This window comes from Pedobacter sp. KBW01 (assembly GCF_003852395.1).
Taxonomy (GTDB): Bacteria; Bacteroidota; Bacteroidia; order Sphingobacteriales; family Sphingobacteriaceae; genus Pedobacter.
On sequence record NZ_QAJQ01000011.1, the window covers coordinates 68,498 to 90,633 of the forward strand.

Genomic DNA, 22,136 nt, shown 5'->3' on the forward strand with positions numbered 1-22,136 from the left:
AAATATAGTTTGTTCATGTTTGTATGTTAATTGGTTATTGAATTTTATAGCTTGCTTTGGCCGCCACAGCTACACCTTTATCGGTAATTCCATCGGCTTTAATACGCACATTGCTCTTATTATCACTGTTGTAAAAAGTAATAGTTGCCTCTCCGTTTTCGTTTGTTTTTACGCCGGGGTTCCAGAATATTGTGGTCCTTAAATCTTTGCTTTGGGTCGCTGGGTTAGCATAATTGGGAGAATAAAAAGTGCGGGCGTTGTAATAGCCATTTAAGTTAACGTTCAGCAGGTTTAAGTTCGCACCTCGCAACGCTTCGTCTTTTAATACCAGACTGATGAGATACACTTCATTATTAGAGCGACCAATTAAATGCTGCACTTTTACCTGGCTGATCTGATCCATGGTTAAACTGTAATAATCGAGCCGTTCGGTAACCAGCTCTTCGCGGTTGTTTACTTTAATCCTGGGCCTTACTTTTTTTCCCTCAATAATAAAAGCCACTCCTTCATTCCCAATGCTATCGGTATCATCAACCGGCATGGCGCCATTGGCCTTGGTTAACAGAAAATGTTCCAGTCCTTTATACGAGTAATCGGCTGCTGTAATGTTAAAAACCTGCTCCGGATAACCAAAACTGGTTAAGGTTTCTTCAAAAAGATTAACCTGCCTGCTCTTCGCTGCTTTAATTTCCACTTCACTTAAGGTAATGGAATCGCCAAATTTATAAGTACGGTTATAATCCATGCGTTTACCCAACTCTACATTTAAAGGATTTGGAATACCCGTTTGTGGCATTTTTAGCGAAGCCAGGTTTAAGGGCTTAATTAAGGTATCAATCTGCAACCAGCCACCTTTTTTGCCTTTATCGTCTTTTGATGAAATTTTAATTGACTGGTTTCCGAACCATTTTAAGCCATCAAGGAAATAATTTCCCTCCTGATCAGTTTTGGTAGTAAAAAGCTTATCGCCGGTAAAATTAGAACCAAATAAAGTAATGTTCATATTGGCCAGTGGTTTATTGGCCAGCTTTTCTCTTACCGAACCTTTAATGGTAATACCTGGTTCGGGCATGTAGCTGATTTTTATACTCGAATCGGCCAGTTTTTTCCATAAATAATCTCTCCAGCCCTGTGTAAGTAATAGTAAGTCGAGCTGTTTTAACCGAGATGGATTACTTAGATCAAAATATTGTGCAGCGTTTTTAACCTCCCCTTTAATTTCCGATTGCAATAGCAGATAAGCCATGATATTTTGCCCATCATCCGGAATCATTTCATCAACAGCCGCCAAAGAGAGCGAAGTTTTAACTGGCTGGCCAAGTGCATTACTTGTTTTAACCTTTAATGTTACCTTTTCGCGTGGCTTATAAGTTGTCTTATCAGCCGTGATGGCCATATTGATATTTTCATCACCCTGAATAAATACGAGTCTTTCGCAATTAGGCCTGCCCTGATCGTCAAGGAGTGTGATAGCCGAAATTCCCCTTGCAAAACCTTTGGTTGGAAAAGTAACCAAAACTGTAGGCTTGATGAGTTTGATAGCGCCTGAATAAATTACATCACCGCCATGCTTTACCATGATAGTAATGGTTTTATCTTTTAATTCGGTAAAAATTGGTGCATTTGCACTAATTACTGCCTTTATATTAGCCGAATCGGTAGTAACGTGTAGCGAAAGTCCTTTACCCAATATAACAGGCAATGTTGCTGCGAATTTTTCCTGATCATACTGCCCGGTAACGCGGTACTTTTCGTCTGGTTGAGGCGTTAAAGCAAAAATGCCCATTCCGGCTTCGGTACTGTTAAATGTGGCAATGGTATCGCCTTTTGATGAGATTATGCTTCCGGTTGCTTTTAGTCCGTTTCCAAGCTCATCATTGGTTTTAAAAGCTACCACACTTGTTATGCCCTCAACCAGCGAACCGCCTTCGGGGAAAAACGCAATTGATTTTGTTTTGCCGGCTGTTGCAGTAACATCGTTCTTTTTCTCCGCATTGCGGGTAAAATAAGAAGCGTTTTCCACAATATTATTGCTTACATATATCCTTTTCTGAAACACAAAATCATTACCAAAATTCCGCATCCAGCTGGTGTATGCCCTAATGTTGTACCAGCCCGAAGGAATGGAATCTTTTAATTCGAAATCGCCTTTGCCCAAACCTCCATCAATTCTGATAATTTTACTATCGAGTACAACTGATTTTGAAGAAACCAGCTCAACATATAAGTTGTTGCTGGTAGCGGTTAAGCTGGTGCTTTTTCCATTAACCAGATAGGCACTAAACCAAACCGTTTCGCCGGTGCTGTAATAACTACGGTCTAGTTGCAAATAAGATTTCTCAAAAAACAATTTAATACCCGGCTTAGCAATAGCAGGTACAGTTTTTTGCTGCGCGAAACCACAAAATGCAAATACATTTAAAAGTGTAAGCAAAAGATATTTTTTGAAATCCATATTAATTTTTCGATGGAATAAAACTGCTTTTCTGGCATAAACAGCCCTGCAAAAAACATCATCAATACAAGAAATATTGGAGTAGCGAAGGCTCATCATGTGCAATTGGTTAGCGAATCTTAACAGAAGCGTAGTAACAACGGTTAAATGATCCAAGCCGAATGTAAATAGTATATTTTTAACGTGCATCCTGTAGTATCCTGCTTTTTAATGATGACAATATGTTATAAGAAAGATTTTAAGGGTTTCTTGAAAATAAATTAAAAACATCAAGTAAAAAGTTACTTTACTAAACCCTTTTACTACTCCCTGACCAATTTTCGCGCGTCATATCATTATTCAGAATGCTAATATTCTAGAATTTATTAACAAAATTGACATGCAACAAAAAAATAAATGTTAAATTAACGTTTATTATTTTAAATATTTTACTTTTACGATTAGATTCTTCCAAATATTAAACCGTATGAAATTAAATTACCCTGTAAAAAGTGTGTTTTCTGCATGCATAGTGTATGCTACAATTGGAATTGGGTTCATATCCGAAGTACAAGCGCAAACCGCAAAAGTAATTAAAGTAAAAACCGACCATCCTATTGCCAAAGTGCAGCCTAACATGTGGGGAGTTTTTTTCGAGGACATTAACTTTGGTGCCGATGGTGGTATTTATGCCGAGTTGATTAAAAACCGTTCTTTCGAGTTTGCCAAACCCTTAATGGGTTGGAGTATTCAAAGAAAAAGGCCACAGGAAGGCGAAATATTGGTGCTAAACCGCAAGGAGGTGAACACCGCCAACCCAAGGTATTTACAGGTAAAAAAACAAACAGACGATTTTGAACTGGTTAACGAGGGCTTTAAAGGAATTGGTGTAAAAAAAGGCCTGCGTTACGATTTTTCGGTTATGTACCGTCAAGCTAAGCCTGGGGTTAAACTGGTACTCCTGTTAAAAGATGCCAGCAACAAGGTAATTGGGCAAGGAAGCCTAACACCCGATCAAACGGGGAACGACTGGAAAAAGCAATCGGCTAGCTTTACTGCTACCGAAACCGACCCTAAAGCCAAATTCTCTATTTTATTCCAGGGCAATGGAAATATCGATCTGGATATGATCTCCTTGTTTCCCGGCGATACCTGGAAAAACCGTCCGCAAGGTTTAAGGGCAGATATGGTACAGTTACTGGCCGATATGAAACCCGGCTTTATCCGCTTCCCAGGTGGCTGTATTGTAGAAGGAACAGATCTGGCCAACCGTTACCAATGGAAGAAAACCATTGGCCCAATCGAAAACAGACAGCTGATTATGAACCGCTGGAATACCGAGTTTGCTCATCGCCCTGCACCCGATTATTACCAAAGCTTTGGTTTGGGCTTTTTCGAATATTTTCAACTGGCCGAAGATATTGGTTCGGATGCTTTACCGATCTTAAACTGTGGCATGGCCTGCCAGTTTAACTCGGCCGAAGTGGCTTCACTTGATGAACTTGATCCTTACGTACAGGATGCTTTAGACCTTATTGAATTCGCCAATGGCGATATCACCACCAAATGGGGCAAAATGCGCGCTGATTTAGGACACCCGAAACCTTTCAATTTAAAAATGATGGGCGTGGGTAACGAAAACTGGGGACCACAATATTTAGAAAGGGTGGCAATTTTTACCAAAGCCATCAAAGCCAAATATCCTGATTTTAAACTCATCAACAGCTCGGGTACCGACCCTGACGGCGACCGCTTTAACCTATTGAACAATACTTTAAGAAGCAACAATGCCGATTTTATAGATGAACATTATTACCGCCCGGCCGATTGGTTTTTAAAAAATGCTGGCCGATATGATAGCTATCCCAGAAACGGATCGAAGGTTTTTGTGGGCGAGTATGCTGTACATGCCAGTGGCAATATTACCGGCAGCAATAAAAACAACTGGCAAAGTGCGTTGGCTTCAGCATCGTTAATGACAGGTTTAGAGCGCAACGCCGATGTAGTGCAAATGGCTTCTTATGCCCCACTTTTTGCTCATATCGATGCCTGGCAATGGGCTCCCGATATGATTTGGGTTGATAACCTGAAATCGTACGGCACGCCTGATTATTATGTACAGAAACTTTTTTCGACCAATAAAGGCACCGATGTGGTAACCATTACTCTGGGCGATAAAAACATTACCGGTCAGGATGGTTTATACGCTTCTGCGGTAACTGATAAAGGCAAAAAAGAACTGATCATTAAAATTGCCAATAACTCAGACCAGGCACAAAATATAGATTTTGACCTGGATGGAAAATTGAAACTCAGAAACAAGGCTACCAACGAGGAAATAGCCAACAGCAATTTAAACCAACTCAACTCTTTCGATAACCCGGAAGCAGTAAGTCCGCAAAAGCATACCATTAACCTGAAAGGCAAAAAACTGAACCTGGCTTTAAAGCCCTACTCTTTTAACGTTATCAAAATTCCATTTAACCAATAGATTCAAGAGATTATGATTAAAAAACTATTCTTCTCTGCCACCATGCTCTGTTGTGCCATTTTTGCACAAGCGCAAAACGAAACGCAGTTAACCATTAAACCTGCAGGCGATCAGATTGTAAGCAAACACATTTACGGTCATTTTTCTGAACATTTGGGCCGTTGTATTTACGATGGTTTTTGGGTAGATGAAAATTCAACTATTCCAAATAAAGGGCGAATCAGACTCGATATTGTAGATGCCCTAAAGAAAATTAAAGTACCTAACCTACGCTGGCCCGGTGGCTGCTTTGCCGACGAATACCATTGGCGTGATGGCATAGGACCACGAAACCAGCGCCCAAAAATGGTGAATACCAACTGGGGAGGCGTAACTGAGGACAATAGCTTTGGAACTCACGAGTTTTTAGATCTCTGCCAGATGATTGACTGCGAACCTTACATAGCGGGCAACGTGGGTAGCGGAACCGTTGAAGAAATGGCCAAATGGGTAGAATACCTGAATTTTGATGGAGTAAGCCCAATGACGGCTATCCGCAGCCAAAATGGAAGGGAAAAACCATGGAAAGTGACATTTTGGGGCGTAGGAAACGAAAGCTGGGGATGTGGCGGCAATATGACTCCTGCTTACTATTCTGATTTATACCGCAGGTATGCAACTTATGCCCGCAACTATCCGGGTGCACCGTTAAAAAGGATTGCCAGTGGTGCAAACTCGGGCGATTACAACTGGACCGAAACGTGCATGAAAAATATTGGCAACCAGATGTGGGGACTAACTTTGCATTATTATACGATCCCAACAGGCAGCTGGGGTGTAAAAGGATCGGCAACCAAATTTGATGAAGCACAGTATTTCTCGACCATGAAAAACTGCTTAAAAATGGAAGAGCTGGTAACCAAACACTCAGCCATTATGGACAAATACGATCCGAAAAAGAAAGTAGCCCTGGTGGTAGATGAATGGGGAATCTGGACGGATGTAGAACCCGGCACAAATCCTGGTTTCTTATATCAGCAAAACAGCTTACGCGATGCACTTATTGCCGGCACAACCTTAAACATCTTTAACAACCATTCTGACCGTGTTAAAATGGCCAATCTGGCACAAACTGTTAATGTACTTCAAGCCTTAATTTTAACCGAAAAGGATAAAATGATCCTCACGCCTACCTACCATGTTTTTGATTTGTACAAAGTGCACCAGGATGCTAAATACTTACCAATTGCTTTTACCAGTCCTGATTATGCTGTAGGCGACCAAAAAATTCCAGCCTTAAACGTTTCTGCCTCGCAGGATGCCAGCGGTGCAATCCATATTTCGTTGGTTAACCTCGATCCGAACAAGAAAATTGCTTTAAGCACAGTTTTAGATGGTTTGAAATGGAGCACAGTTACCGGCCAGATCTTAACTTCGGCCAAACTAACCGATGTAAACAGTTTTACAGATGCCAATAAAGTGCATAATGCCAAGTTTAACGGCGCAAAAAAATCAGGAAACAGTTTAAAGGTAGAATTACCGGCTCAATCGGTTGTGGTATTAGAATTAAAATAATTGAAGATGAAATATAAAATTGCAAGCCTTATATTTTTGCTGTTTTCGGCTAACCAAATGCTTAAGGCGCAAACTAAATACGAAATTACAAGCCCGGATAAAGAATTAAGTGTTTCCGTTTTTCTTAAAAATAAACAAGCTTATTATACCATCAGCAGAAAATCTGCTCCTGTACTGGCAAATTCATCACTTGGTTTAATACGCGAAGATGCAGATTTTGCTAAAAACCTTACCGTACTGTCGGTTTCTAAAAATGAGCTGGTTAAAGATAACTATACTTTAAAAAACGGTAAAAGGCTAAACAATCAATATCTGGCCAATAAGCGGATTTTGCACCTGCAAAATGCATCGGCACAAAAGATGGATGTTATTTTTCAGGTTTCAAATGATGGCGTGGCTTTCCGTTATTATTTTCCTGATGCAGATACACAACTGAAAAAAATTACTGAAGAAAAAACGGCATTTCATTTCTTTGAAAGTACCAAGGCCTGGATGCAACCCATGTCGGTTGCTAAAACCGGTTGGGAAAGCACCAATCCATCGTACGAAGAATATTATAAAAAAGAGATCAGTGTAGGAACGCCTGCGCCCACCCAAGCAGGTTGGGTTTATCCTGCGTTGTTTAATTATAAGAATACCTGGTTGCTGGTTACCGAAGTTGGCTTAGATGGCGGTTATTGTGCCACCCGGTTAAAGCAAAATTCGCCGGCAGGAAATTATCAGGTGGGCTTTCCAGACGGCAGAGAAGCTTTTACCAACCAAAATGTAAATCCCGAATCTACATTGCCCTGGTACACGCCCTGGCGGGTAATTGCTGTTGGCAGCCTTAAAAAAGTAACCGAATCTACTCTAGGGACTGATTTAGCCGCTCCGACAAAAACAGCTATCAATCCCGAGTTATTTCAACTTGGCAAAGCTTCCTGGAGCTGGATCATGTTGAAAGATAATTCGATTGTTTACGACATACAGAAAAAATACATCGATTTCGCGGCTGATATGAAATGGGAATACTGCCTGATTGATGTGGATTGGGACACAAAAATAGGCTATGAAAAAATGCAGCAACTGGCCGATTATGCCAAATCGAAAAATGTAGGTTTATTGCTTTGGTACAACTCTGCCGGCGATTGGAACACCGTAAAGTATACACCAAAAAATAAATTAACCACACACGAAAACCGTTTAAAAGAATTTGCTTTGCTCCAAAAAATGGGCATCAAAGGCATAAAAGTCGATTTTTTTGGAGGTGATGGTCAATCGATGATCCGCTATTACCTTGAACTTTTTGAAGATGCAGCAAAATTCGGTTTAAGTGTAAACTGCCATGGCGCAACTTTGCCAAGAGGCTGGCAACGCACTTACCCGAACCTGGTTACCATGGAATCGATTAAGGGAATGGAATTTATCACTTTCGATCAAAACAATGCAAATGAGGAGCCTTTGCATGCCACTACTATTCCATTTACGAGGAATATATTCGATCCGATGGACTTTACACCGATGAACTTATCTAAAATCCCAAATATTAAACGTAAAACCACTGCTGCATTCGAACTGGCCTTGCCTGTAATTTTCCAATCAGGTGTTCAGCATTTGGCCGAATCGCCTAATGGTATGGCGACAGTACCAGCTTATGTAAAATCATTTTTGCAAACTTTTCCGGCAAGCTGGGAAGACACTAAATTTATTGATGGTTACCCTGGTAAATTTGTAGTGATGGCACGTAAAGCAGGTTCGAAATGGTATATCGCCGGTATAAATGGCGAAAATTCGGATAAGCTAATCAACCTTGATTTTTCAAAATTCAACGCAAAAGAGGCTGAAATCATTATTGATGCCGAAGAGGGTACTGATTTTATAACCGGAGGCATCGACCTTAAATCTCCCCCTCCTGTTAAAATGAAACCATATGGCGGTTTTGTAATTGTTGTAACGCAGAAATAAAATCATGAAGAAACTATTCTATACAGCTTTACTGCTTATTTGTGCTATTTTAAATGTGCAGGCACAGGCTAAAAAGGAAATTCATCTTTTCGCTTACTTTAAAAGCAATGGCGAAGATGGGCTTCACCTGGCTTACAGTACCGATGCCTATAAATGGACAGCATTAAAAAATGATCAATCTTTCCTCACTCCTGCTGTAAGTAATGACAAGTTGATGCGCGATCCATGCATTATCCGTGGGGCCGATGGCCTGTTTCACATGGTGTGGACGGTTAGCTGGAAAGATAAAGGCATTGGTTATGCCAGCTCTAAAGATTTAATCAACTGGAGCGAGCAACAATTTATACCGGTTATGGCAAAAGAAGCAGGCGCACGCAATACCTGGGCACCTGAAATAACCTACGATAGCCAGACCAAAACCTACATGATTTATTGGGCCACAACCATTAGCGGTAAGTTTAACGAAACGGCTTCGACAGAAGAAAGTGGCTACAACCACCGGATGTATTATATTACTACTAAAGATTTTAAAACCTTTTCAGAAACTAAACTTCTTTACGACCCCGGCTTTAATGTAATTGATGCAACTATCGTTAAAGATGATAAACAGTTTGTGATGTTTTTAAAAGACGAAACCCGTGAGCCAGCTCAAAAAAACATTAAAATGGCTTATTCCGATCAGTTAATTGGTCCTTACAGCAAAGCTGGAAACCCGATTACCGGAAATTACTGGGCCGAAGGACCAACTACCTTAAAAACCGGCAACAACTGGATGGTATATTTTGATAAGTACCGTGATCATAAATACGGTGCAATCCAATCTACAGATTTAAAAAACTGGATCGATGTTTCCGATAAAATCAGCCTACCAAAAGGTTTAAGGCATGGCACCATCCTTAGCATTAAAGAAAAAGAACTTAAAGAATTATTAAAACAATAAGTATGGTAAAGAATTTTAAAAGATGCGGATTGATTTTAATGCTCGCATCTACCTACTTTACAGTTAAAGCACAAGAGCAGATCATAGTAGCCAAAGGCAACCCAATTATTACCGATAAGTACACCGCCGATCCAGCTGCTTTTGTATATGGCGATTCGGTTTACCTCTACACCGGGCACGATGTACCGCCAAAGCCTAAAAACACTTACGAAATGCACGAATGGCTGTGTTATTCGTCTGCAGATATGGTTACCTGGAAAGAACACAAATCGCCGCTCAATGTAAAAGATTTTGCATGGGCGAAAGACGATGCCTGGGCTTCGCAGGTGATTGAAAGAGATGGTAAATTTTATTGGTACGTAGCCATTACCCATGGCACGATACATGGCAAATCTATTGGCGTAGCTGTAGCCGATAATCCGAGAGGCCCTTTTAAAGATGCTATCGGAAAAGCTTTAATCACCAATGATATGACTACCGATGTAAAAATTAGCTGGGATGATATCGATCCAACTGTAATTATCGATGATGACGGTCAGGCTTATTTATTTTGGGGCAATCAGAAATGTTATTACGCCAAACTGAAAAAAAACATGATCGAACTGGATGGGCCAATACAGAAAGTAGATGTACCCGAGTTTACCGAAGCCCCATGGGTACACAAAAGAAAAGGATGGTATTATCTGTCTTACGCCTCTCAATTCCCTGAAAAAATTGTGTATGCAATGAGTAAAAACATTAATGGTCCCTGGGAATATAAAGGCATTTTAAATGAAATTGCCGGAAATTCGAATACCAACCATCAAGCTATTATTGATTTTAAAGGTAAATCATATTTCATTTACCACAATGGCGCCATCAATACCGATGGAGGCAGCTTTAGGCGTTCGGTATGTATCGATTACCTGAATTATAACAGTGATGGAACAATGAAACGTGTGGTAATGACCAGCGAAGGGATTAAGAAAGCTAAGTAGATCTTTTAATCATTTACATCAATGCTGATCCGACAGTAAAGTATAGAAGTCAAGTTTTTAAAAACTTGACTTCTATGGATTATATGCATCGATTTTAAAATTCAGGAAAGGATTTAACCAATCTGTCCGTAGAGTTCCGAAGGGCGCTACGGATATTATAAATAGAAAAGAGTCTACGACTCGTTTTTATTGGGTTTAAAAACTCATTCTTATTCACTAATCCGTAGTGACGCTGCGCTTAACACTACGGACAGGAAATGAAGACGATCGTATCTGATTGTACAAAACCTACTTCACTAACCTCACTTCATACACATTCGCTATCGTTGAGCCACTATCCGCAACAAACTTCAGCTCCAGCTCTGCTTTTAGCAATGCCTTTGGAATTTCGTACTCCTGTGTATAAAAAGCCTCCCCTTTACTCCCATCAAGCTTTACGTGTTCAACAGCAACACCATTAATCCATATCGAAAAGTTTCTGTTCTTATCCTTCCCGTAATAAGTTAAGATCAGCTTCTTAGCCAGTAAATCCTTGTTTTTAAGTGAATAACCGAACCATCCTTTTCCATTTCTAAAATGTCTTTCTTTATATGTGCCGTTATCGGTTTGCTCACCTTTGAAATGATGATCCGACTCTGGTTGTTGTTCGCCTGTATTGACCAAATCGACTGTTTTCTGCTCCAATATCATCTTTTCATCTTCTGCCAATTTAATCGCTTTGGCACGTTCGGGCAATGCCGTTGTACTGCTATATGGAAAATAAACCACGTAACGCTTTTCGGCCAAAGTATAAAACGGTACCAGCTTTAACGATTTATATTTAGGTTGATAAATCGCATTTTGAGCACTAAAAGTTAAAGTGTTCCGATCAGTCAGCGTAATTTCTTGCGCTAAAGTATTTTTACTACCTGTAACCAGCGGTGCATCGCTAATTGGAAATAAAGCGCCCGAAGCGATGTGCCCCATCCTGCTATCATCGGCTGTTAAATTGGGTTCACTTAAAGTATCGAGTGACGCTGCAAGCACAATCGGACCACGAAGAAAAGCCACCCAATCCGAACCATCAGGCATAAACTCAGTTGTGGTGTGCATTGGTAAGGCAATATTAACCACATCACCACTTGCCCAAACACGGTCGATACTGCAATAACCGTTAACATCATTTTTTACAGCTGCCTTTTTCCCATTCACCATAACTGTCATTTTTTCTTGCCCTACCCAGGCAGGTTTACGGAAATGTAAAGCAAAACGCTGTTTGTTTTTCAAACTAAATTTGAGCGTAGTATTTTCAGCATCAGGAAAAAGTGTCTGCTGTGTAAGCTGAATGCCTTTCTCCTTCCAGTTTAAGGTAGAAGGAATAAAAAGGTTTACATATACATCATTTGCGTTATGTGCGTAAATCAGCTCGCCATATTTCCCATGGTTCTCCAGTCCAGAGCCTACACAACACCAAAAACTCTCCTGCGGACTCGAATAGGTGCGGTAATGCCCCGGGCGCATGGGCGTAAAATACACAAAACCACCTTCCGGCCTTTGCGAAGTAAGAATATGGTTATAGAGTGTGCGTTCGTAATAATCGAGATAAGTATTAGCGGGAGCAGCCAAAAACAGCTGTTTGGTAAGCTTTAGCATGTTATAAGAATTGCAGGTTTCGGGTCCTTCGCGCGATTCTGTCATAGATGAAAAATCATTTGCCGGATGAAAATGCTCGCGTACACTGTTCCCCCCAATGGCTACGGTGCGATGTTCTACAACTGTTTTCCAGAAAAAGTTAGCTGCTTTAGCCCATGCAGTATCTTTATCCAGTAAAGCGATCTGCTCAAAACCAATTACTTTGGGGATCTGCGTATTGGCATGTAAGCCATTTAGCGCATCGGTATTTTTTAAAAGCGGTTTAAGGATAGACTGATCTGAAAACCGCCTCGCTAATTTAAGATACTTTTGATCGCCGGTTATGGCATACACATGTGCAAAAGTTTCGTTTAAACCACCATGCTCGCTCTTAAGAAGCTCCTGCACCTGCTGATCAGATAAATTAGCCACCAAATCAACACACCAGTCGGTTAATTTTACCAGCATTTGCTTGGCCTGCGCATTGCCTGCAACCGCATAGGCATCGTATAAACCTGCATAAATTTTATGGATGTTGTACAAAGGCACCCATTTTCCATTTAGTGAGAAACTAGATGACTTAATATTACCAGCCTTAATTTCTTTCCAGATTTCCTTTCCTCCCGGAATACCCGCCAGATAACCATCATCATTTCGATTCTGGCATTTGGCAAGCTCCGCAACCATATAATTCAATCTTTCCTTTAAACGTACATCGCCGGTAGCGGCATACATTAACGAAATGGCCGATAAATAATGACCGCCGATATGACCGTCCAAACCGGTATTTTCCCAATTACCATACGATGGCGCTTTGGGTGTTAATCCAGCTTCTCTTAAATATGGAGCAAGCAGCCGGTCGGTATTGAGCGACAGCATATATTTTAAATCGGTTTCCTGTGCCCGCTTAAAGGGGCTTTCCAATAATTTAACTTCGCTTAAGGCAAATGGCTGTAACGCGTTTTGCCCAAAAACAGTAACCGCCGAAGAAAAAAGCAGCAATACCAATGTTATTCTCATTTTCTCCATTTGTTAATTGCCATCAGGTTTAACTACACTACTTTTCGGACTTTCGGGCCAGTGCCAGTTGTTTACATCATCTGGTTTAGCCGGATCAAACTTCGGCAGGTCATTAACCAGGTATTTCGCGATGCCCAGTTTCTGTTCCTTAATCCCTAAAATAATGCATTGTGCAATTTCGTAAGCTCCATAAGGATTAAAATGGGTATTATCGGCCAGTGCTTTATCCTGCCCCGGATAACTATTGGCCGGATAATGAACAAATGCTTTTTTAGAAGGTTCTTCACCTAGGGCATTAAATAAAGTTGTTGTCATAGCATTCAGATCAATCAAGGCAACTTTTTCTTCGGCAGCTACCTTACGTGCCGCATTGGGGAAATCGCCCAGAGAATTTACAATTTTTCCTTCCGTCCCAAAAGACCGCCTGCTGGTAGAGGTTACCACTACAGGGATCCCGCCCTTTTGCTTCACTTCCGAAATGAAAGTCTTTATCCTTTCGCTATACGATTTATAAGCACCATCGTTTGGTCCTTTTTCTTTCTGGTCGTTGTGCCCAAATTCTATAAACAGGTAATCGCCCGGTTTCATAATGCTCAGTATCTTAGCTAAACGCCTGCTCCCTGCAAAAGAGCCTAATGTTAAACCTGATTCTGCATGGTTAGCAATGGCCACGCCGGGTTTAAAAAAGCGGGGAATCATTTGCCCCCACGAGGCCCAGGGCTCATCATCCTGATTCACAACCGTCGAATTTCCAGCCAGAAAAACCGTTATCTGATCTTCTGCTTTGGTAATTTCGATAGCTTGCAGGGCAGTTTGGCGATCAAATTCTAAAGTCAGTTTATCGTCCCAATCCAGCTTGGTTAGTTCGCGTGGCTTTAGCCCAACAACCTGCCCACCTGCAATATTTTTATCTTTAATGTTCACCACAAAGGTTTTGCTGAGCGATTGGCCGGCAGCAGTTTTGATATTCTCGAGCATAAGTCTGCGCGACTCGGCTTTTACAGTGCTTAGCGCTGCATTTTTAGGGTCGCCAAGGGTTACAGTCACTTTATAATTCCCTTCGGGCAAAGCCACAGAAAAATAAAAAGGTTTATCACTTTTAACCAAATCGCTGGTTAAAAGATTTTTACCGTCATTTTCTTCAGCACTTACTTTTGAGTCAAAATCAAATCCATACCCCTTTTCTTTGCTGTAGTCATCAATAGGTAAAACCTGGGTATAGCCTTTGGCAACCTTGCCTGGACCGAAATCAAATTTGTAACTGGTTTTCTGCTGGGCCTGCGAAAGATTGGCCAATAGTGCTAAAACAACGAATGGTTTTATAAAATGCTGAATACTCATAATTTAAATTGATACCGACCTGCCAATGGCAACCCACGGCGCACGATAGTATGATTTGAATTTGGCTAAATTAAACGTCTTATTAACGATTATAACACGAATATATAAAAACAATTTCCAATTAAACCATTAATACAGAGATCTTTTGATTTATAGTGTTTTTAATATTTATAGATACCTATAGCTTCGGAAAAAGCTAACAAACGGATCTCAACACATAATGATTAAAAATAAATAAATGTATTATTAAAACTACTTGGTGTTTTTATGGAATTTTCATATAAAAATTCCAGACAAGATATAAGTCATAAAAAATGACAAAGAAAACATAATCTACACAGACAAATCTGCAAAAACGAGAATAATCAACAATTAAGAACTTATAAAAACGCAAGCTTAAGCACTAATAAAGCAATCAATTAACAAATAAACCATACGAATTAATCAATTGATAATATTAAATCAATAACTGCTTAATTTTTAGCTTTCAAATCCTAAAAAACCTTAAAAACACATCGATTTCATTTAAACAATACACTTTCTGTTCAGAAAATTCATTTTAACCTAAAACGAAAACTTTAGTCTTTTATAATCGTTCAGTTCATTCATTCAGCTCCATTTCAGAAAATCTGACGCTGCCAATTTGTATCTTAGTCTAATTAATCATACACACTCATTTCAACACTAAAAAGCTGAATTGCTGCGTGTTAAAGTCGGCATAAAGAACCATTATGCCGTATATAAAGTCATCCACCAAACAAAGTAGAAGATTCAAATCTAAAGCCATGAACAAATACGCCATTATTGGAGTAACTCCCTTCGAAATCCCTGATAGTAGATTGGTTTCCAATTTACAAAAAGCAGATTGCTTTCCGGTTCTCAGTCTTGGACATCGTATAAAAGAAGCTGAAAACGCAATTTCCTCAACTATTGCTACCGGCATCTCCGATTTTGGAGTAAGCATCAACTCGGCCGCATTAGTTAACATTGATCTACCTGCAAACGTAAGTTTGGTTATTGCACCTTTCGATCTTGCCTTAAAAAACAAAACCACAGCAAAAATCATTTATCAGGTTTTCGATCTTGAATCGGCCCGCGCAGCAGAAAAAAATGGTGCCTATGGCATTATCGTAAAAGGAAATGAAGGTGCTGGTCGCGTTGCTTACGAATCTTCTTTTGTACTTTTCCAACGAATTATCCAAGCTGTTAACATTCCGGTTTGGGTTCAGGGCGGTGTAGGTATTCATACTGCCGCTTCTTTAATAGCACAGGGTGCAGCAGGGATTATTTTAGATAGTCAGCTGGCTTTATTCCCCGAATCTGCTGTACCGGAAGATTTAAAAACAGTTTGCAGCAAATTAAGTGGAACAGAAACCAAACTGATCGATAATTGCCGGGTACTGGTTCGTCCAAATTCACCAGTATTGCCAGAAGATACCGATTACAATGGCCTGGAAAAATACTTTAACGGTTATAATCTCGAAACAGATTACCTCCCAATGGGACAGGATATTGCCTTATCGATCGATTTGGTAAACAAATATAAAAAGCTCGATAAATTGGTCTTCGGCATAAAGGAAGCCATTTACGGACACATTAAACAAGCCAAAGCCATCAATGTAATCAAGGCAAACAATTCGCTTGCCCAGGATTTAAACATCACCTACCCTATTGCACAGGGGCCCATGACGCGGGTGAGCGATGTTGCACCTTTTGCCAATGCAGTTTCGGAAGCTGGTGCATTATCATTCATCGCATTATCTTTATTAAAAGGCGAATCAGCCAAAAACCTGATCGAAGAAACCAAAAAGCTTGCAGGCGAAAAAACCTGGGGTGTAGGTATTTTGGGTTTTGCTCCACAGGAGCTTAGGGACGAACAGCAGGAATACATTTTAAATGCCAAACCTCCTGTTTTATTAATTGCAGGTGGCCGACCTTCGCAGGCTAAACCTTTCGAAAAGGCAGGTATCAAAACTTTTTTACATGTGCCTTCGGCCTCGTTGCTGGATATGTTTTTGAAAGAAGGTGCCAAACGCTTCGTTTTCGAAGGCCGCGAATGTGGTGGTCACGTTGGTCCCCTATCCAGTATGGTGTTGTGGGAAAAGCAGATCGAGCGTTTGTTAAAAGAAGAAAATGCAGATCAGATCAGTGTTTTCTTCGCTGGCGGAATCCACGATGCTTTTTCTACGGCTTTCATCTCGGTAATGGCTGCTCCTTTGGCGGCTAAGGGAATGAAAATCGGCGTTTTAATGGGTACAGCTTATTTATACACCAAAGAAGCGGTAAGTACTGGAGCCATTTTAGATAAGTTTCAGCAGGAAGCGATGCAGGCAAACGAAACCGTGCTGCTGGAAACTGCTCCCGGACACGAAACCCGCTGCCTGAACTCTTCATTTGCCACTTTCTTTAACGAAGAAAAACAAAAACTTCATGCAGAAGGGATGGATAAAAAAGAAATCTGGGCAAAACTCGAGTCGCTTAATGTTGGCCGCTTGCGTATTGCAGCAAAGGGAATTGAAAGACGTGGAGATAAACTTGTAAAAATAGACGAGGCAGAGCAAACCGATCTTGGCATGTACATGATCGGTCAGATTGCACCGATGCACAAAGAAGTGATGTCACTGCTCAATCTTCATCAGGATGTAGCCGATGAAAATTATACGCATATATTAAATGCAGTACTTCCTTCGCCTCCGGTTAATAAAGCAAAAGCACTTGATGTGGCCATTGTAGGTATGGCCTGTATTTTCCCCGGGGCTAAAAACCTCGAAGAATACTGGCGTAACATTATTTTAGGTAAAGATTCGGTAACCGAAGTGCCCGACGAAAGGTGGAACAAAGAACTTTATTATAACCCCGATTCTACAGCCGGCGATATGTCGCACTCTAAATGGGGTGGTTTTATCCCAAGGATAGATTTTGATCCGCTCGAATTTGGTATTCCGCCACAATCACTTGCCGCTATTGAGCCAACACAACTGCTTACCCTAATGGTGGCCAAGCAGGCCATGCAGCATGCGGGTTATGCCGATGGTGGTGTAGATAACGAAAATGTGTCGGTAATTATCGGTGCCGAAGGCGGAAACGACCTTGCCAACAGCTACAGCTTTAGGGGCTATTACAAACAGATTTTTGGCGAAATGCCTGCAGAGTTAGACGCCGCTTTACCAAAAACGACAGAAGATTCGTTTCCGGGTATTTTGGCCAACGTAATCTCGGGCAGGATTACCAACAGGTTAAACCTGGGTGGTAGAAACTATACTGTTGATGCAGCCTGCGCTTCATCTCTTGCGGCAATTGACCTGGCCTGCCAGGAATTGTTTTTAGAAAAATCAGACATGGTCTTGGCCGGCGGGGCCGATCTGCACAACGGCATTAACGATTACCTGATGTTTTCGAGCACACACGCACTTTCTAAAAAAGGAAGATGTGCCACTTTTGATGCCGAAGCCGATGGAATTGCCCTTGGCGAAGGTATTGCCATGATTGTATTGAAAAGATATGATGATGCTTTACGCGATGGCGATACCATTTACTCCATTATTAAAGGTGTAGGCGGATCGAGCGACGGAAAAAGCCTGGGCTTAACCGCACCACGTAAAAACGGACAGGTAAATGCACTGGAAAGAGCTTATAGCCAGTCGGGAATCACCCCTTCGTTAATCGGTTTGGTAGAAGCACATGGTACAGGCACTGTAGTTGGCGATAAAACTGAAATCAGCGCATTAACCGATATGCTTAACCAAGCAGGTGCAACAGCGGGGCAAACACATTTAGGCTCTGTAAAAACACAGATTGGCCATACCAAGTGCGCTGCCGGTATTGCAGGCTTAATCAAAGCATCGCTATCGGTTTACCATGGCATTAAACCTCCAACCATTAACTTAAAAACACCGAATAGCTTTTATAACGCACAAACCAGTCCATTTGCTTTCCATACCGAAGCAGGTTTATGGATGGAAGAAAAACGTTACGCAGGTGTTAGTGCTTTCGGTTTTGGCGGTACAAACTTCCATGCGGTACTCGAAAGCGCCCAAAATATTAATAATGAAAATCCGATCTTAAAATCGTGGCCATCTGAACTTTTTGTTTTCAGGGGCGATACCTACGAAGAAGCCAAAAACCGCCTTGTTTCGGTTAAAAACCTTTTAGAACTGAACGATCAGATCGAACTGAAAGATATTGCTTTTAGTTTGGCTACTGCCGATGCAAAACCAGTTCAATTAAGCATTGTAGCCAACCATGCTGAAGATTTGGTCATGAAAATCGATCTTGTTTTATCGGGCGTTGAAAGTAAAGATACCTACCTAACCAAAAAACAGGAGGGTAAAGTTGCCTTTATGTTTCCTGGTCAGGGTAGCCAGAGGGTAAATATGGCAAGAGATCTTTTTGTGGTTTTCCCCGAAATGAGAAAACTATTGAAAGCTTATCCGGAGTATGAAAAGGTCCTTTTCCCCAACACGGTATTTAACGATGTCGATGCCAAAGTACAAAAAGAGCAGATTAAAGATACCCGCATGGCCCAGCCACTGTTGGGGATTGTAGACCTGGCCATTGCCAACTTTTTACGCTCGTTGGGTATTGTACCCGATATGGTTGCCGGCCACAGCTATGGCGAATTGCCTGCACTTTGTTTTGCAGGAGCTTTCGAAGAAGAAGCTTTGGTGCATCTTAGTGCCAAAAGGGCTGTAGCTATTTTGAATGCGGTCGAGAACGGCGATCCAGGTACCATGCTTGCCGTAAGTACCAAACAGGAAAATCTTGCACAATACCTAAACGATATTGAAGAAGTTTATCCGGTAAACTTTAATGCTCCAACACAATGTGTAATTGCAGGCAGTACCGAAGGTATTGCCAAATTAGTGACGGTTTTAAAGGATGCAAAAATATCCTTCCGTCCACTCGAAGTAGCCTGCGCTTTCCACAGTCCGTTGGTTGCAAAATCGAAGGTACTTTACCAACAGGTACTTTCGGGTGTAAACTTTAATGATCTTAAAATTCCGGTATGGTCTAACACCACTGCAAAAGCCTACCCTATTGAGGCCGCTGCTGTAAAAGAACGTTTAACCGACCACTTGATAAAACCTGTCCTTTTTGTTGATGAGCTTAGGGATATGTATGCCGCCGGAGCCAGGGTTTTCGTAGAAGTTGGCCCTGGCAAGGTGCTAAGCGGTTTAACCAAAGCCTGTATCGGTAAGGACGAAGTGATCCTGCACACCGAAGATCAGGGTCAGAACAAATTAAGCAATTTATTGGGCACACTGGCCGGCTATATGGCTACCGGCCGCGAAATTAAACTCGAAAAATTATTCGAAGGCCGTTCAGTTAAAACGATCAAACTGGATGAACCTTCCAATTATAAAAAAAGTCCGGCTATCTGGTATGTGAACGGTCAACACGCTGTTCCGTCAACAGGTAAACTTCCGGCAAATGGTGCATCACCTATTACTAAACCGATTACCCTTATGAACAACACCTCTACCCAAACTGAAAATCAACAGGCTAATGGCTCGGCCAAAGACCTGATGATGCAGGAATACCTGCACAGCATGAAAATGCTGATTCAGGCACAACGCGATGTTATGCTTTCCTTTTTAGGGCAGGCACCTGCAATGCCGGCACAGATCATCAATCAACCCTTAACATCATACCAAACATCTCAACCCGTACGGATTGAAAACCAGATCACGATAAAACAAGAGATACCCCAGGCACAAGCTATTGAAGTAATAGCCCCTGTAATTGCAGCAAAAGACCTGAAACTGGTGCTTTTGCAGATTGTAAGCGATAAAACCGGCTATCCACAGGAAATGCTGGGTATGGAAATGGATCTTGAAGCCGATTTAAGTATTGATTCCATCAAACGTGTAGAAATTATCGGTGCATTACGTACCGAACTGGGTGGTTTCTCTCAGCTAAACCTTCCGGAAGATAAAATTATGGAACAGCTTGCCGGACTGAAAACTTTGAGCAGTTTGGTAAATTGGATTACCGAAAATACTGCGCAACCAACAGCTGTTAGCACGCCAGCTCCTGTGACTCTGCCTGCAAGCCTGACAGAGCCAGCAAAATTCTCGATTGATCAGTTAAAGTCGGCCATTCTGGATGTGGTAAGCGAAAAAACAGGTTATCCTAAGGAAATGTTGGGCATGGATTTAGATCTTGAGGCTGATTTGAGTATCGATTCGATCAAAAGGATGGAAATTATTGCTTCATTAAAAGAAAAAATCGGTTTTGGTGCCCAAAGCGAACAAGCTGATGATTTAATGGAAAAACTGGCGGCAATTAAAACATTAAATGCCCTGGTTAACTGGATTGCAGATGTTGAAGCGGAAAGCTCGGAGGTGCTTACCGAAGCAAAAAAGCTTATTGAGGAGAGCATCGATGATCGAACCGTTAAAGAAAAATTATCGCGTTTGAGATTTGAGCTTACTCCTGCGGCCTTAACGGTTACCGAAGCCGCCATTTTAAAAGGACAACGTTTTGCCTTAACAGATGATGGTGGCGGACAAGCCATCAAAATCAAAAAGCTTTTAGAAAAACATGGTGCCATTGCCGATGTAGTCAATTTCGAAGATCCTTTGGACGGCTATCAGGGACTCATCATCATGAACATGTTCGAAGCGCAAAAGAAATCAGGCATCCTGGATCATTTTGCAACCATTAAAAAACTCAATTTCGATACCGTTAAATGGGTGTATCTGATTGCTGATACCAAGCGCTATTTTAACGACCAGTCTGATATTTCTTTCTTAAGGAATTACCAGGGTTATTCGGGTTTCTTTAAAAGCCTGGATCGCGAGTATGAACATACCAAATGTCGTTTCATCAGTCTGGAAACCAAAATGTCGGCCGATGAAATTGCCAACATGGCGCTGAACGAAATTTTAAACCCGGATAAACCTTCCGAGATTATCTACAACGACCATAAGCGTCACATCATGGAGCTGATACCAACCCAGTTAAGCACAGAAACCGATGCACACATCCATTTGGATAAAGATGCCGTGGTGATGGTTTTAGGTGGTGCACAAGGGATTACAGCCGAACTGATGATCCATTTTGCCAAAGATTATCCTTGCAAATACATCCTGGTTGGCCGTTCTGCAAATCCGATCGCCTCGGCAAATGAGGCCAGTGCTGCATTAAAAACCAAAGATGAGATCAGGCAATACCTGATTAAACAGGGAGAAATTAAAAAACCTGCAGAAATTGAACAGGAAACCAACCGTATTTATAAAAACAATCAGATTTTACGTTGCATTGCAACTTTAGAAGAAGGCGGTTCTACCGTGGTTTACGAATCGCTCGATCTTAAAGATGAAGAAGCTTTAACCCGCCTGATTAATCAGGTTTACGAAGAACATGGCCGTATTGATGGTGTGGTACACGGTGCAGGTTTACTGGAAGATAAATTGTTCCACAATAAAACATCCGAATCATTCGGACGTGTTTTCGACACCAAAGTAACCCCACTAAGGGTGCTTGCCGAGCAATTACGACCAGAAACCCAGTTTGTAATCCTTTTCTCGAGCATTGCTTCTGTTTACGGAAATCGCGGGCAAACTGATTATGCCGCTGCCAACAGTGTAATGGACAAATATGCTTGGGCCTTGAAACAGAAAATACAGGGTAAGGTAATGGCCATTAACTGGGGTCCGTGGAAAGGTGCAGGTATGGTTTCGCCAACTTTGGAGAAAGAATACCAGCGCAGGGGAATTGCACTGATCCCACTACAGGATGGAATGGAAACTTTCCTTAACGAACTAAAATATGGTAAAGAAAGTCAGGTATTAATCATGGCTGGAAACACCTGGACATAGC

General features: G+C 41.3%; 9 protein-coding genes. 6 read left to right on the forward strand and 3 right to left on the reverse strand.

What is annotated here, in order from left to right; genetic code table 11:
- Window positions 1-34: 34 nt before the first annotated feature.
- Window positions 35-2,554 carry a hypothetical protein gene (locus tag DBR40_RS12700; RefSeq protein ID WP_124560128.1) on the reverse strand — a complete coding sequence of 840 codons (2,520 nt, stop codon included), beginning with the start codon at window positions 2,552-2,554 and terminating at the stop codon, window positions 35-37.
- Window positions 2,555-2,921: 367 nt separating this feature from the next.
- On the opposite strand from DBR40_RS12700, the gene DBR40_RS12705 reads away from it, so the two are divergent.
- The 5 genes from DBR40_RS12705 to DBR40_RS12725 are packed head-to-tail and all read left to right on the forward strand — an operon-like array spanning window position 2,922 to window position 10,340.
- The gene (locus DBR40_RS12705) at window positions 2,922-4,925 is read left to right on the forward strand and encodes an alpha-L-arabinofuranosidase C-terminal domain-containing protein (protein WP_124560129.1); all 2,004 of its coding nucleotides are present in this window, start codon (window positions 2,922-2,924) and stop codon (window positions 4,923-4,925) included.
- Between the two features lie 12 nt (window positions 4,926-4,937).
- Window positions 4,938-6,479, forward strand: coding sequence for an alpha-N-arabinofuranosidase (locus DBR40_RS12710; protein ID WP_124560130.1), 1,542 nt, complete (start codon window positions 4,938-4,940; stop codon window positions 6,477-6,479).
- A 6-nt stretch (window positions 6,480-6,485) separates the two neighbouring features.
- Entirely contained in the window at window positions 6,486-8,423 is a 1,938-nt protein-coding gene (locus DBR40_RS12715) for a glycoside hydrolase family 97 protein (protein ID WP_124560131.1), read from the forward strand.
- Window positions 8,424-8,427: 4 nt separating this feature from the next.
- A complete protein-coding gene (locus tag DBR40_RS12720) occupies window positions 8,428-9,363 on the forward strand; it encodes a glycoside hydrolase family 43 protein (protein ID WP_124560132.1) in 936 nt (311 codons plus the stop codon).
- 2 nt (window positions 9,364-9,365) lie between these two features.
- Window positions 9,366-10,340 carry a glycoside hydrolase family 43 protein gene (locus DBR40_RS12725; RefSeq protein WP_166206730.1) on the forward strand — a complete coding sequence of 325 codons (975 nt, stop codon included), beginning with the start codon at window positions 9,366-9,368 and terminating at the stop codon, window positions 10,338-10,340.
- A gap of 288 nt (window positions 10,341-10,628) precedes the next feature.
- On the opposite strand, the gene DBR40_RS12730 is transcribed toward DBR40_RS12725, so the two are convergent.
- Both DBR40_RS12730 and DBR40_RS12735 read right to left on the reverse strand, forming a co-directional pair.
- Window positions 10,629-12,971, reverse strand: a complete 2,343-nt coding sequence (locus tag DBR40_RS12730) for a glycoside hydrolase family 127 protein (protein WP_124560133.1) — start codon at window positions 12,969-12,971, stop codon at window positions 10,629-10,631.
- Window positions 12,972-12,983: 12 nt separating this feature from the next.
- Window positions 12,984-14,312, reverse strand: a complete 1,329-nt coding sequence (locus tag DBR40_RS12735) for a rhamnogalacturonan acetylesterase (protein WP_124560134.1) — start codon at window positions 14,310-14,312, stop codon at window positions 12,984-12,986.
- 785 nt (window positions 14,313-15,097) lie between these two features.
- Between DBR40_RS12735 and DBR40_RS12740 the strand changes: the two genes are divergently transcribed.
- Complete coding sequence (locus DBR40_RS12740; protein WP_124560135.1) at window positions 15,098-22,135, forward strand: type I polyketide synthase; 7,038 nt, start codon at window positions 15,098-15,100, stop codon at window positions 22,133-22,135.
- The last annotated feature ends 1 nt before the right edge of the window (window position 22,136 follow it).

Coding starts and splice junctions, on each gene's coding strand:
- DBR40_RS12715 (WP_124560131.1), top strand. CDS start 6,486: ATGAAATATAAAATTGCAAGCCTTATATTTTTGCTGTTTTCGGCTAAC.
- DBR40_RS12735 (WP_124560134.1), bottom strand. CDS start 14,312: ATGAGTATTCAGCATTTTATAAAACCATTCGTTGTTTTAGCACTATTG.
- DBR40_RS12740 (WP_124560135.1), top strand. CDS start 15,098: ATGAACAAATACGCCATTATTGGAGTAACTCCCTTCGAAATCCCTGAT.
- DBR40_RS12710 (WP_124560130.1), top strand. CDS start 4,938: ATGATTAAAAAACTATTCTTCTCTGCCACCATGCTCTGTTGTGCCATT.
- DBR40_RS12730 (WP_124560133.1), bottom strand. CDS start 12,971: ATGAGAATAACATTGGTATTGCTGCTTTTTTCTTCGGCGGTTACTGTT.
- DBR40_RS12720 (WP_124560132.1), top strand. CDS start 8,428: ATGAAGAAACTATTCTATACAGCTTTACTGCTTATTTGTGCTATTTTA.
- DBR40_RS12725 (WP_166206730.1), top strand. CDS start 9,366: ATGGTAAAGAATTTTAAAAGATGCGGATTGATTTTAATGCTCGCATCT.
- DBR40_RS12705 (WP_124560129.1), top strand. CDS start 2,922: ATGAAATTAAATTACCCTGTAAAAAGTGTGTTTTCTGCATGCATAGTG.
- DBR40_RS12700 (WP_124560128.1), bottom strand. CDS start 2,554: ATGATGAGCCTTCGCTACTCCAATATTTCTTGTATTGATGATGTTTTT.